Below are 13,235 nucleotides of genomic sequence, written 5' to 3' on the forward strand. Positions count from 1 at the left end.
CAGACGGCCTAGACTGAACAAACTATTTACCTATAAAAATGCCCCCTCGAAGTCGTCCATCGAGGGGGCATTTTTACAATTTTCATCATTGCAACCTTAGGCATTTTTAAGCAAATGCTTCACCAAATTATCCTTAACCATCATTTGGCGCATTACTTCAACCACATAGTTTTGCGCATCCTCATGAGAAAGATTACGCACTTGATCCTTCAAGACCTGCAGCTGAAATTGCTGTTCTAATGTCAATTGACCTGGCATATCCATGGGTCACTCCTCCAGAAATCAGTATCGCTAACAGAGGCATCTGCCCGCTGTCTTATCAGAAATTCTAACCACACTGCAACTAAGCGTCAACCTGTCAAGCGATAAATAATGAAAGAAACATTTATTTACGAAACTAGCCGTCATTTGGTAGTGAAATAGGCAGAACTACCTCTTCCAAGTCCCTGATGTTGGGTAAAACTACGCGCCTCTCATCAAACTTTTCCAATGCTCTCTCATAAAAGTTTGCACTTCAGGCAGCGATATAAGGCCTGGTTATTAGTCCAGTTATTTTTAATTAATTATCTACGATTTTTTCTAAAGCCCCAATGCGCTTTACTGGCCACCATCACAGGAACCGCACCACAAGGATGCATCAACTAGTTTGCAGATGCTGAGAACAGAAGTAGTTGATGGGAACACTACACATACATGCATTGCAGCTGGAGTTACATAACTGGCGAGCCTTATCTCTGAACTAAGGTCACCTTTGAACTCCAAAAACACGCGCCTTCTCACAAGCCTTGGTGTATTGCCAAGGCTTTTTTATGTGCCCATAGGATTGAACACCGAGCTTAAAAAGCCTTCAACGAGAATTGAACTCGTGACCTCTCCCTTACCAAGGGAGTGCTCTACCGCTGAGCTATGAAGGCAAGTAAAGAAAAAATGTGATGGACCGTGTTGGACTCGACAGCTGTTCTCCGCTGTTGAGCTAATTGATTGGAAATTGGATACCTCAACTGATCCCAACAAGGTGAGACGAAAATACCATCTGCTTCAGTCTCGATTTATCCACTTGATGCTCAGCCAACCATAGAGAATATTGAGACTGCATACTGAGCCAAAAGTAAGAACTGCCACCGAGGACAACGGATAAACGTATAGCCATATCGGGAAAAACTGAAGCATCGCCCACTAGAAGCCGGGATACTGTAGCTTGATCCACATCTAGACTCTCAGCCAACTCAGAAGCTTTGACCTTAAAAGGCTCCATATATACATTGAGGATGAATTCACCTGGATATATGGGTCGCGAATGTTCCATAAATGAATCGCATAGAACGAGCTACATCTGTAGAAAAGGAAGCATCAAAAACTGAGATATTAAAGTTGGCGGTGTTCCTCCTGTCAGAAAACACCGCCAACTAACTTTCTTGAACTTATCTGTTGCGCAGTTCAATCATTCACAGTCTCTAAGAAGCAATAACACATCAAAGTTAAATAAAAAGCGAAGAAACCGAAACACTAAGTTGAGATCGCCACTCAAATTTAGATCGAGCTACCCGCTTTCCTTGCAATAGTTCAGATGAAACTATTGCTTCAAGAGCTATGGGACAAGGAATACGACGGCGGCGATGCTCGCTGAGTATGGACGAATCCGCCGCCAGCCTAAAGAAGAGTTAGCTGATTTTGTGGTGCGAATCGAAGGACAGAATAATCAATTTTTGGACTGGGTTAACCAGACAGCCATATCCAATATAGACGAGCATCCTCAACGGTTTACGCTTACCGTGGCTCACCTGGATCATAGGCCAGAAAATTGCAAGCGTTCCAACCTAAAAGCGTTGTGCGCACCATGCCATTGTCGTTACGACCTGCAGCCATCCTCGATGTTTATAAAGCAGCAGCTAAAACTGGAAAGGCAAGGGCAGTTAAGGTTGGAGGTGGCTTGATATGGTGGCTTCCAACTTCAAGAAACAATTCGCTCCATTAATTGAGAGCGGACAAAAACAGCAGACCATTAGAGCACCTCGAAAAAATCGACATGCGATCGCAGGTGAAACTATTCAGATTTATACCGGCATGCGTACGAAGGCATGCACAAAGTTGATAGCCCCAGATCCGTTATGTGTCGCGAGTTTAAAGATAAAAATTGACGGGTCCGAAGTGTCGATTGAAGGTGTGTTTCTCAATGAGTTAGAGCGTCAGCGACTTGCGATCGCAGATGGTTTCGATTCCTACGATAAGCTAGCCAGCTTCTTTGAACCTCGCATGCCTTTCGAAGGTGTGTTAATTGCTTGGGGAGAATGGGGACCTTATTGGACAGCGTTCTGATCGTCTGGCTGATCAGCTGGGGTAAACAGCATTGCAAATTTCACTGTGCCTTTAGTCCACTGACCGCCAGGTGTTAAAGCTTGGCAAGGTACGCCAGAAGTCCATCGCTTAACTTGTTTAGGGTCACTTTTGACGGATTCAATTATCTGGGCTGCCTGATAACCCATCAGGACTTCACCCACACCAGGTACATCGCTGGAGTTGATCACCCTAACGACACTGAAGTCTCCAACAATATCTGGTTCACTCATAGGGCTGAAAGGCATATACACTAAGCCTTCAACGAGAATTGAACTCGTGACCTCTCCCTTACCAAGGGAGTGCTCTACCGCTGAGCTATGAAGGCAAGTAAATAAAAAATGTGATGGGCCGTGTTGGATTCGAACCAACGTAGGCGTAGCCAGCGGATTTACAGTCCGCCCCCATTAACCACTCGGGCAACGACCCAATACCACATTTTACCGATAACTACAATCGGTAATGCCAGGAGGCGGACTTGAACCGCCGACACGAGGATTTTCAGTCCACTGCTCTACCAACTGAGCTATCCCGGCAACAAGCGGCATAACTGCCTCGCTTGCGCGCTTAAATAAGTTAACAAAAGAGGGAGCCCTTAGCAAGCTCAAACTTTGGATCTTTGGATCTACCTTGGTCACCCCCCTAGAGAAACTTCGACTAGCCTCAGTCACACAGAACAGCTGCCCAAGGCCATCAGGCATTTATTCAATCTCTCTGAGCCGAGCGAGTTTCAGATAAAAGGCTCCTGTACCCTGCCCTGCATAGGCTCTCACTCGAACAGTGTATTGACCAGATTTAGAAATGCGAGCAAACAGTAATGAATTTGTGGATCCATCTGGGCCATCATCGTTTTCACTGACAGTCGTACCATCGTCTCCCAGCAAACTCACTAGCGCATCGAACTCTTCTGAAATTAAATCAATGGTGATTTGGTCACCTTCAAACAGCTCGACACTGTAATCTCTAGCAAACCCACCTACACCTGTAGGAATATCATTTTCAGATAGCGTATCGTTAATTTCACGCCCGCCTGATAGCTCAATGGGATTATAAATCTGAGCCCAGGCACTAGCACTTAAGCCGCCAAGCGTTAGCAAAATTGTGGGTAAAAACAGGACACGGCGTAAAATCTTCCTAGATAGCTTCATGATTGGAAAAATGGGTCGTTATAGTTGGTGACATTATGCCCCAAGTCAGGATTTCAGTGTGTGGCTAGGCTAGGTTGTAACGTTCGATAGCTAGCTTCATTGCCAAAGCTAACGCTCCATCACTTTTCTAGACAAAATCTCAGGTTTACATGTATTGTGCCGAGACGCATAGCATCTGCACAATTTGCTAGTAGGTAAGTGTTCTCTATGCCTATTTCTAATTCCACTCCAACGGTATCGAACGATAATGCTCATCCAGCTTTACAACGGCTGCGTCGCCTTAGCCATATCTTGGATAATGCGATCGCAATCCCTGGTCTAGGCTATCGAGTCGGTCTGGATCCATTGATCGGCCTAGTGCCTGGCGGCGGTGACCTGATGACAGGTCTGATTTCCATCTATGTCGTCGCTGAAGCCGCTCGGATGGGAGTACCCGCTGCCACGCTAGGTCGGATGGGTCTCAACATCTTGACTGAGGTGCTGATGGGCACAGTGCCCATGATTGGCGACTTCTTTGATGTGGTCTGGAAAGCTAATGCTCGCAACGTCGACTTACTAGAGCGCCATATTCGTAAACCTATTCCCAGTAGCCGCGCCGATAAGCTATTTGCCATTATTTTAATCGCAGCTCTATTGGTCATTGTTCTAGGAGCAGCCACCCTAACTCTATTGTTTGTGCGCTGGGTCCTACAGCTGTAACATAAGAAGCTTAAATCATGTCTAAAGTGAACTCTTAGGTTTTCCCCTACGAAAAAACTACCGCTCTAGATTTGACAAGTGTTTACCTAAACCACGTCCAAGTTGAAACCTGTAGCTTCTTCTACGGAAAAACTCCAGTTCTGGACGTGGACAAGGTTTAGTAGGTCTGCAGAATAGAGGAATTACATGGTTGGAGCAGCCGATTTTGTGGCCGACATCACCCAGGGCGGCACAGAGCAAGATGTCACGCTCGACTTTAAAGTTCCTGATCCAAGCGATCCAAGCATTTCTGAACACGACTTTAACCAACAAATTGATATAGCTTGGCAAGTATGCGATCGCTTTGATTTGCAGACCGATATTTGGCGTGGTCGTATTCTGAGGGCAGTGCGCGATCGCGAAAAGCAAGGGGGCGATAGTCGTGGTACTGGCTTTCTCAACTGGCTCAAAGATCGTGAAATCAGCAAAAGCCAAGCCTATGCCCTCATTGAACTAGGTAATAGCGCTGATGAACTGCTCAAGGAAGGATTACTCAACGAGCAAGCCGTCAATCAATTTAGTAAACGGGCCTTTGTTGAAACCGCCCAGGCTGCACCAGAAGTACAGCAGATGGTCACCGAAGCCGCTCGACGAGGCGAACAAATTACCCGTAAAGAGGTGAAGCAGCTAGCCGACGAATGGACCGCTATGACCTCTGACCTCATTCCAGAAACGGTACGAGAAAAAGCAGCAAATAATACAATTCCTACGCGCTACCTAACACCGCTAGTCAAGGAAATGGAAAAACTGCCTCCTAGCCATCAGGACACCCTGCGAACAGAAGCTGCCCGCAATCCAGATGTGGATACCCTCAAGCAAATCACATCCGAAGCTCGTTATCTATCCAAATACATCGCCGCTGCCAGCCAGGTACAAACGATTGATCCAGATATCGTCAATCTAGAACAGGCCCTTGAAGAAGCCCTCCGGGTAGGCTGCTTAAACTCCACAGCAGACTTAGTTAATCAAGCCACCCAATTAGAGCAAGCAACTGCCAAACTCTACACAGCCTGGCGCAGGCTGAATAAACTCGCAGAACGAGTTTACGTGGATAGTGGCGAAAGTACCCCTCAACTCAGAGCACTCCTGAGTGCCCTAGGTCCACTTACCAATGAAATCATCGAAATCCAGCTTGGTAATGCCAATAGCCCTGCCACCAAAACCGTTCGACTACAAGTTCTTGGAGAGATTGAATAATCACCATCCACACAGCACAGCACTAACAAAACCATCAAAACCTGAACCAATCGTCGGCAAGACAACCGAGGCAGCAAATCAATATCAATCTAATAGATAAAAATTCTAAATAGATCAGGCTAAAACACTTACACATTAATAGCATGAGCATGTTTTACTTGTACCTATAACCATGCTCCCCCTACTAATAGGGTGTAAAGTGTGAAATCAGATGTCAATATTTAAGTTAACCACAGCAGTTGTGCTAGGCCATGGCTTAAGATATCGGCAGCTGAGTGGTTATTGTAATGCAGGAATTGGACAGATATGCCGCAGCTTGAGGCCAGCCCAGCGCTCGACTTCCAAAGTGAAGCGTACAAGGATGCATACAGTCGCATCAACGCAATTGTAATTGAAGGGGAATTGGAGGCTAACGATAACTACAAAAAGTTGGCTGAGCACCTCAGCGATCACAAGGATGAGCTGATTAAGCTCGCTCGCATGGAAAACCGTCATATGAAGGGATTCCAGGCATGTGGCAGAAACTTAAGTGTGACTCCTGACATGGAATTTGCCAAGGAGTTCTTTGCTAAGTTGCATGACAATTTTAAGGAAGCCTGGGATGAGGGTAAGGTAGTGACCTGCCTATTAATTCAGTCTTTGATTATTGAAACCTTCGCAATTTCTGCGTACAACATCTATATCCCAGTTGCAGACGACTTTGCACGGAAAATTACCGAGGGTGTTGTCAAAGACGAATACATGCACCTGAACTTTGGTGAAGAGTGGCTGAAAGCTAACTTTGACACCGCCAAAGCTGAATTAGAAGCAGCTAACCGTCAAAATTTGCCCTTAGTCTGGCAAATGCTCAACCAGGTTGCTGAAGATGCAGCTGTCCTAGGCATGGAAAAAGATGCTCTAGTCGAAGACTTCATGATTACTTATGGTGAAGCTCTAGGTAATATCGGATTTACCAGTAGAGAAGTCATGCGTCTTTCGGCCCAAGGTTTAGCCATGGCATAGGTTTTAATCATATTGAAAGGAGGCTGATCGTCCGATCAGCCTCCTTTTTTATGCAGAACTAACGAACCGATATGAACCGCATGGTTGTAACATTTTGTTGTAGTCTGATTTTCTAAGATTACTTTTTTTATAGAAACGTCCCAAATGTTTGGCTTAATAGGACACCTTACCAATTTAGAACATGCCCAAGCGGTCGCCCGTGATTTGGGATATCCAGAATATGGCAGCCAGGGCTTGGATTTTTGGTGTAGCGCCCCTCCATTTGTCGTGGAAGACATCAAGGTGACCAGCGCTACTGGCCAAGTCATTGAAGGACGTTACGTAGAATCGTGCTTCCTTCCAGAAATGCTGGCAACCCGACGCATCAAAGCAGCCACGCGCAAGATTCTAAATGCCATGGCCCATGCTCAAAAAATGGGTATAAATATTACAGCCCTAGGTGGGTTCTCCTCGATTATTTTTGAGAACTTTAAGCTTGAGCAAATCCGACGTATTCGAAACTTAGAGCTTGACTTTCATCGATTTACAACGGGCAATACTCATACGGCCTACATAATTTGTCAGCAAGTCGAGCAAGCCGCCCCTAAGTACGGTATTGACCTTTCTAAAGCAACAGTAGCTGTTTGTGGAGCTACAGGTGATATCGGAAGTGCCGTCTGTCGTTGGCTGAGCCACAATACCGGTGTTAAGGATTTGCTACTGATTGCCCGTAACCGAGAGCGTCTAGACAATCTTCAATCAGAGATTGGCATGGGTAAAATCATGGGGTTAGAAGAAGCTCTACCCATGGCTGATGTCGTTGTCTGGGTCGCTAGCATGCCTAAAGGTATTGAGGTTGATCCTAGTAGCCTCAAGAAGCCTTGCTTAATGGTTGATGGCGGCTACCCCAAAAATATTGGCAGCCAGTTTAGCAATCCTAATGTTCACGTACTCAAGGGCGGTATTGTTGAACACAGTCTCGATATTGATTGGCGGATTATGCACATCGTGGCTATGGACGTACCTGCCCGACAGCTATTTGCTTGCTTTGCAGAATCAATGCTGTTGGAATTTGAAAAATGGCATACTAATTTCTCTTGGGGAAGAAATCAAATCACCCTTGAGAAAATGGAACAAATTGGTATGGCCTCTGTTAAACATGGCTTCCGTCCTTTATTAACAACTTAATTTTTCTACCTCATTGCAAGCATCCCTATCTGCTAATCCATCAGTATATTTTGCGGGACAGTTTGCGATAGGGTGGAATCACTGCTGGAGTACCTAGACCTGTTATGGCAACAACGGAAAAAAGGCCCATTTTGCTTGACTTTGAAAAGCCATTGGCTGAATTAGAGTCGCGCATTTTGCAGATACGGGCATTGGCCGAAGATAACGATGTTGACGTCTCAGCACAAATTCAGCAATTAGAGTCACGCGCCCAGCAGCTGCGACAAGAGATTTTCACAAGTCTGACTCCAGCTCAGCGGATACAAGTGGCGCGCCATCCCCGTAGACCGAGTACGTTGGATTACATCCAAGCCATTTCAGAGGAATGGATAGAGCTTCATGGTGATCGGCGCTCGGGGAAAGATGACCTAGCCTTGGTCGGTGGTATTGCCCGCTTTCATGGTCACTCTGTCGTGATGCTAGGTCATCAAAAGGGTCGGGATACAAAGGATAACGTTGCCCGTAATTTTGGGATGGCATCTCCCGGAGGGTACCGTAAGGCAATGCGTCTGATGGACCATGCCAACCGATTTAAAATGCCAATTTTTACATTTATCGATACCCCCGGTGCATGGGCTGGCTTAGAAGCGGAAGAAATGGGACAAGGTGAAGCAATTGCTTATAACCTTCGAGAAATGTTCCGCCTAGATAGCCCAATTATTTGTACCGTAATTGGAGAAGGGGGATCTGGCGGCGCACTAGGTATCGGTGTCGGTGATAGACTTTTGATGTTTGAACACTCCGTCTATACCGTAGCTAGCCCTGAAGCTTGTGCAGCTATTTTGTGGAAGGATGCATCGCGTTCTTCACAGGCAGCTGAAGCACTCAAAATTACAGCATGGGATTTAAAAAACTTAGGTATTTTGGATCAGCTACTGGCTGAACCAACTGGCGGAGCTCATGCGAATCCGCTCAAGGCTGCTGAAAGTCTAGAGGCCGCACTATTAGAAACTCTAGAAACATTGCTAGTCATATCACCAGAACAACGAAGGCAAGAACGCTATCGTAAGTTTCGCCAAATTGGTGTATTTACCGAAGCTACCTAAAAAAGAATCTTTTTGACTAAATCTCTACTTGGTCATGTCTCTGAGTGCTACAAACAGTAGTAACAGTTTCAAAAAACAATTTATACTGACCATTTTTTATTCACTCGGCTCTTATGAAAGATTTATGAGACGCTCATAGATTGTTGTTCTAAGGATGTAGTAGCCATCAATCATTGATTTGAGCCCACATCGAAAACTCTCTCATTAAAAACACGACACAATTCTTGTAACATTTGTTAATATTAAATATACGTTTACTGCTTTTACTGCTCTCCATAAACGCTTCTATTGATGAATACTGCTCCTAATCGTCGTGCATTGATTACAGGTGCTAGCACTGGTATTGGTCGTGCTACCGCATTGGCTTTTGCCAAAGCTGGATTTGATGTGGCGTTGGTAAGTCGTTCAGCAGACAAACTGCAGGCTCTTGCAACTGAAATTGGTGAAATCGCATCGGTACAGGCCCATAGCTTTCCGATAGATCTAGGCGTTATTGATCAGGTTCAACCGAACATCACCAGTCTATTGAAGGAATTTGGCTCCGCCGATGTACTAGTTAATAATGCTGGCATGGGATACACAGGTGAACTCAATCAAATGCCATTAGCCGATTGGTGTCAGGTTATCGATCTTAATGTCACCAGTGTCTTTCAATGTATTCAGGCAGTCCTTCCAGGCATGCGTAATAACCGTGGCGGCATGATTATCAACGTGGCATCGATAGCGGCCCGTCAGGCCTTTCCTCAATGGGGTGCCTATGGCGTTAGTAAAGCCGCTGTTGTAGCTTTATCAAAAGCCATTTCTGTAGAAGAAAGGGACCATGGTATTCGGGTAGTGACCATTTTGCCTGGAGCAGTGAATACCCCCCTGTGGGATACCGACACGGTTCAAGCAGACTTTGACCGCTCAGGTATGCTTACTCCTGATTTAGTAGCCAATGCCATTCTACAAACTGCACTTCTACCTCCTGGAGCGGTGGTAGAAGAACTAACCATTATACCCAGCGGAGGAGCCCTGTGATTCCCTAAAGCCCTTCTCATCTAGCTAGCCAAAGCACTTTAGGCTACTTACACCTGCTTAGGCCAAGCAATTTTTGACAGTTATTTGTAAACTCATTCCCCCACACCATGGCTATTTCCACTAACGGCTCCAGCAACAGTGCTCAAACTAACGGTCTGCTCAACAGCAAGTCATTAGAAGCTGTCATACGCCCTGATCGTTCCAAAAAGAAAGGACATGAAGCCCTTCTCCATGAGCCCGCTGCTGATAATGAGAAACTGAAGCAAGCCGTACACACAATGCTGTCAGAGCTTGGTGAAGACCCTGAACGAGAAGGGTTACTTAAAACTCCTAAACGGGTGGCCGAAGCCATGCGTTTTCTCACTCAAGGCTATACTCAATCCTTAGAAACCATTGTCAATAATGCCATCTTTGATGAAGGGCACAACGAGATGGTTTTAGTACGCGATATTAGCTTCTTTAGCCTTTGTGAGCATCATATGCTGCCATTTATGGGTCGGGCTCATGTTGCCTATATACCTAACCAAAAAGTGGTTGGCCTAAGTAAATTAGCTCGTATTGTCGAAATGTATGCTCGCAGACTCCAGGTCCAAGAGCGACTAACACGCCAGGTTGCGGAAGCAATTAGCGAGGTATTAGAGCCACAAGGTGTCGCTATTGTGATGGAAGCAAGCCATATGTGTATGGCAATGCGTGGTGTCCAGAAACCCGGTTCTTGGACCGTCACGAGTGCCATGCTCGGCGTCTTCCAAGATGATCAAAAAACTCGTGAAGAGTTCCTAAGTCTCATCCGTCATCAACCTGCATTCTCTAACTACTAAAGGACCTCAAAACGTTTAATTTACCTTCATACTTAAGACATGCCCTAGATAGAGGCGTTGCATCCAACATCTCTATCTAGGGCATTTATGTCATTATTGGATAAATCTGAAAAAATGACTTGCTAAGACTTTCTCTAAGAAAAGCAACGATATAGTGAGGTGGACATTGGCAGTAGGAATCGACTTCTACCAACGATGTTCTATCGAGCTAATGTTGCCTGAAAAGCAACTGGTCTATGCATCTTCTCTATTGCGATTTATTAGGAGTAAGCGGAACCAATGAGTCCCCTGAATGTTGAAACTGCTGGTGAAATCATTAGCGCTGGTACTGAAACCTTCGAAGCTAGCCATATAGATGTTATTGAAACCGTCATTGCCAGCCTGGATCAGGGAGGCAATGCGATGGTTAGCCGCGATGATGATGGCTATCTTTGGAAATTCATCTACGGTAGCGTAACCGTCTATGTCCAACTTACAGGCATTGGCGAAGAAGACACCTTAACCGTATGGTCTCCATTGTTGAAATTGCCGGTAGCCAATCAAACTGACTTAATGCAAGAACTACTCGCGCTGAACTGTGGAGAAACGTTCGAAGCCTGTTTTGGTATCTCAAATCAGGAGGTTCTGGTGCTAGCCAGTCGTATTTTGGCTGATATCAATCCTGGCGAAATTTCTCGATTGATGACTATCGTTGCTACTATTGCTGACGAAAAAGACGACACTCTCAAGAAAAAATATCCCGCTGCTTAAGTCATGGTGACGACATGGCGATTCATTTCGCCCATAGAAGCCCCAGGACAGACTCAAATGGCTATTGACGAATGGCTGTTAGAACAACATCGTTTGGGGCAAGGTCTCCCATGTCTCAGGTTCTATCAATGGGACCCCATTGCCATTTCATTGGGATATCATCAGCGTCATTATCCAGAACATTGGCAAAACCTGGCATGGCATGGGCAAATCATTGACTTAGTTAGACGACCAAGTGGTGGACGGGCCGTTCTACATCAGGGTGATTTGACATACAGTCTGGTCACCTCAGGCTATCGTGGTCGACGACGAGATGTTTATGCCTATCTCTGCAAATTTTTGATTCAGGGCTGGGATAACTTGGGAATAAGGTTGTGTTTAGGTTCAGATAAACATGGCTATCAGAGTTCTGCCAACTGTTTCGGCTCGTCCACGGCAGCTGATCTGGTCATGAATGATGGATATAAGGTCATCGGTAGTGCTCAGCTCTATCGTGATAGCTGTATTTTGCAGCATGGTTCGATGCGCCTATCTCCAAATCCTGATCTAGTTGAAACTATTTTTGGGACTCCAATTAGCCCACCTCACCCCCTGGTCACTATGCATCCAGCCGATATCATTGCAGCACTTACAGCTGCAGCTCAACATATCTTTGACATAAGTTGGATACATCAACCGCTATCCCATTACGAACAGCAACAGGCGATCGCTAGAGCTAAAACTCTACAAGAATTATGATCCTAAACCTGCCAGCATTCTGAACTACTGGCTAATAGCGGTTGGTTTTTAGGGATGGATGTAGTCTCAAGGAAACAGGGCGTATTTCATCGACCCATTGCAGTAACTGCAGCCTAGTCTTCAATCGTTCAGTGAACCTCGCCAACATACTGGTTAAAGCTATGCTCAGCGTAGGCATTACTGTAGGTAGCCAGTAACTGTAACTAAACGCCACCAGTACCAAACTCCCCCAAACAAATACTATCGTCAGACTGACTAACAGCTGAATTCTCAAACGACGATAGCAAAATCCATATCCCACTAACGAACTCAGCAATGCAAACAAAATCCATACGGGCAAAACAATTGGCTGCAAATGATTTTGGGATAGTAAATTGTTAGCGGCAACAACATGCTGGTAGACCCCTGCAGCTGGTGGATTTTGGTTATATGGAGTCGCCACAACATCTAGACCAACACCTGTAAAACCAATAAAAACAATTTTGTCAGTAAAGATAGTCCCTGGGACCTTGCCAGTCAACACATCAACAAATGAATAACGAGGGGCATGGTGAGCAAACCCAGGCCAGTTTAACCATAAAGGCTGATCAATATCACGCACAGATAACGAGGCATAAACAGATTGTTGTTGGCTATATCGCTGTACAGCCAACATACTCAATGCTAAGGTGCCATTAATCTTGGGTTGATAGGCACGAGTAATCTCATCAACATCACCATGGTTATGAATATGGCCTGTTGCGATCGCACCCTCCACAACCATAGCATTGGGGCCAATAACACCTCGCTGTTCATCCCAAGCTGTCGCCAAAACAACCTCACCGTGTCGATCCATCGCTTTGGCCAAGGCTGCATCATCCTCACTGGATTCAGCAAATAAAATATCAAAGGCAATCACACTAGCCGGCGTCAGCTGCTCTAACAAATCAGTGTAGTAATGACGAGGCCAAGGGAATTGACCAATTGCCGCTAAGCTAGCTTCGTCAATTTCAATCACGGCAACCCGCTCATCCCATGGTTGTTCACCGCGAACAGAAAATAAGGTGCGGTAAACCGTTTGTTCCAAGGACTGTACTATACCCAACCGAGCAGCTAGCAGCGTTACCCCTGCTGCCATGAGTCCGGGAAGCAATCGCCACCCGGATTTATATAGCCAATGTTTCATAAAAAGCTTTCTGAGACCATGGCGCTGTGACGCCACAACGCGCCGCCCTGTCATGTCAACTATGACAATA

At 45.6% G+C, this 13,235-nt stretch carries 16 protein-coding genes and 4 tRNA genes; 11 read left to right on the forward strand and 9 right to left on the reverse strand.

All coding sequences use genetic code 11. The features are described from left to right. Positions 1–96: 96 nt before the first annotated feature. The 3 genes from IXB50_RS02075 to IXB50_RS02085 all read right to left on the reverse strand — a co-directional run bounded on the left by IXB50_RS02075 (position 97) and on the right by IXB50_RS02085 (position 1,306). Positions 97–264, reverse strand: coding sequence for an NblA/ycf18 family protein (locus IXB50_RS02075; protein WP_215607277.1), 168 nt, complete (start codon positions 262–264; stop codon positions 97–99). Between the two features lie 578 nt (positions 265–842). Further along, a tRNA-Thr gene (locus IXB50_RS02080) sits at positions 843–914 on the reverse strand. An 83-nt stretch (positions 915–997) separates the two neighbouring features. Continuing rightward, positions 998–1,306: a HigA family addiction module antitoxin gene (locus IXB50_RS02085; protein WP_215607278.1), complete on the reverse strand. Its 309-nt coding sequence runs from the start codon at positions 1,304–1,306 to the stop codon at positions 998–1,000. 310 nt (positions 1,307–1,616) lie between these two features. Between IXB50_RS02085 and IXB50_RS02090 the strand changes: the two genes are divergently transcribed. Then, the gene (locus IXB50_RS02090) at positions 1,617–1,934 is read left to right on the forward strand and encodes an HNH endonuclease (protein WP_215607279.1); all 318 of its coding nucleotides are present in this window, start codon (positions 1,617–1,619) and stop codon (positions 1,932–1,934) included. Position 1,935: 1 nt separating this feature from the next. Then, positions 1,936–2,316: a hypothetical protein gene (locus IXB50_RS02095; RefSeq protein ID WP_215607280.1), complete on the forward strand. Its 381-nt coding sequence runs from the start codon at positions 1,936–1,938 to the stop codon at positions 2,314–2,316. Here IXB50_RS02095 and IXB50_RS02100 read toward each other — a convergent pair. The 5 genes from IXB50_RS02100 to IXB50_RS02120 form a co-directional block, all read right to left on the reverse strand. After that, positions 2,298–2,567: a hypothetical protein gene (locus tag IXB50_RS02100; RefSeq protein ID WP_215607281.1), complete on the reverse strand. Its 270-nt coding sequence runs from the start codon at positions 2,565–2,567 to the stop codon at positions 2,298–2,300. The genes IXB50_RS02095 and IXB50_RS02100 overlap by 19 nt on opposite strands. Positions 2,568–2,590: 23 nt before the next feature. Then, positions 2,591–2,662 (reverse strand) — tRNA-Thr (locus tag IXB50_RS02105). 19 nt (positions 2,663–2,681) lie between these two features. Then, a tRNA-Tyr gene (locus IXB50_RS02110) sits at positions 2,682–2,763 on the reverse strand. 34 nt (positions 2,764–2,797) lie between these two features. Beyond that, positions 2,798–2,870: transfer RNA gene (locus IXB50_RS02115), tRNA-Phe, on the reverse strand. Positions 2,871–3,035: 165 nt separating this feature from the next. Continuing rightward, a complete protein-coding gene (locus IXB50_RS02120; protein WP_215607282.1) occupies positions 3,036–3,482 on the reverse strand; it encodes a PPC domain-containing protein in 447 nt (148 codons plus the stop codon). A gap of 207 nt (positions 3,483–3,689) precedes the next feature. Between IXB50_RS02120 and IXB50_RS02125 the strand changes: the two genes are divergently transcribed. The 9 genes from IXB50_RS02125 (at position 3,690) to IXB50_RS02165 (ending at position 12,000) form a co-directional block, all read left to right on the forward strand. Beyond that, positions 3,690–4,181, forward strand: a complete 492-nt coding sequence (locus IXB50_RS02125; protein WP_215607283.1) for a DUF4112 domain-containing protein — start codon at positions 3,690–3,692, stop codon at positions 4,179–4,181. A 186-nt stretch (positions 4,182–4,367) separates the two neighbouring features. Next, positions 4,368–5,417 carry a hypothetical protein gene (locus IXB50_RS02130; RefSeq protein WP_215607284.1) on the forward strand — a complete coding sequence of 350 codons (1,050 nt, stop codon included), beginning with the start codon at positions 4,368–4,370 and terminating at the stop codon, positions 5,415–5,417. A 306-nt stretch (positions 5,418–5,723) separates the two neighbouring features. Then, entirely contained in the window at positions 5,724–6,419 is a 696-nt protein-coding gene (locus tag IXB50_RS02135) for an aldehyde oxygenase (deformylating) (RefSeq protein ID WP_215607285.1), read from the forward strand. Between the two features lie 144 nt (positions 6,420–6,563). Then, positions 6,564–7,586 (forward strand): long-chain acyl-[acyl-carrier-protein] reductase, encoded by a 1,023-nt coding sequence (locus IXB50_RS02140; RefSeq protein ID WP_215607286.1) that lies wholly within the window; start codon positions 6,564–6,566, stop codon positions 7,584–7,586. Between the two features lie 104 nt (positions 7,587–7,690). Beyond that, on the forward strand, positions 7,691–8,671 hold the full coding sequence (locus IXB50_RS02145; protein WP_215607287.1) for an acetyl-CoA carboxylase carboxyltransferase subunit alpha: 981 nt from the start codon (positions 7,691–7,693) through the stop codon (positions 8,669–8,671). A gap of 291 nt (positions 8,672–8,962) precedes the next feature. Beyond that, a complete protein-coding gene (locus tag IXB50_RS02150; protein ID WP_215607288.1) occupies positions 8,963–9,691 on the forward strand; it encodes an SDR family oxidoreductase in 729 nt (242 codons plus the stop codon). Between the two features lie 107 nt (positions 9,692–9,798). Further along, positions 9,799–10,512, forward strand: coding sequence for a GTP cyclohydrolase I FolE (gene folE, locus IXB50_RS02155; RefSeq protein WP_215607289.1), 714 nt, complete (start codon positions 9,799–9,801; stop codon positions 10,510–10,512). A gap of 279 nt (positions 10,513–10,791) precedes the next feature. Further along, entirely contained in the window at positions 10,792–11,262 is a 471-nt protein-coding gene (locus tag IXB50_RS02160; protein WP_215607290.1) for a YbjN domain-containing protein, read from the forward strand. Positions 11,263–11,319: 57 nt separating this feature from the next. Continuing rightward, a complete protein-coding gene (locus IXB50_RS02165) occupies positions 11,320–12,000 on the forward strand; it encodes a lipoyl protein ligase domain-containing protein (protein WP_246564039.1) in 681 nt (226 codons plus the stop codon). A 31-nt stretch (positions 12,001–12,031) separates the two neighbouring features. Here the strand turns inward: IXB50_RS02165 and IXB50_RS02170 are convergent, their stop codons facing one another. Then, the gene (locus tag IXB50_RS02170; protein WP_215607292.1) at positions 12,032–13,165 is read right to left on the reverse strand and encodes a CHASE2 domain-containing protein; all 1,134 of its coding nucleotides are present in this window, start codon (positions 13,163–13,165) and stop codon (positions 12,032–12,034) included. Between the last annotated feature and the right edge of the window lie 70 nt (positions 13,166–13,235).

Origin of the sequence: Leptothoe spongobia TAU-MAC 1115 (assembly GCF_018739885.1) — a bacterium.
Taxonomy (GTDB): Bacteria; Cyanobacteriota; Cyanobacteriia; order Phormidesmidales; family Phormidesmidaceae; genus Leptothoe; species Leptothoe spongobia.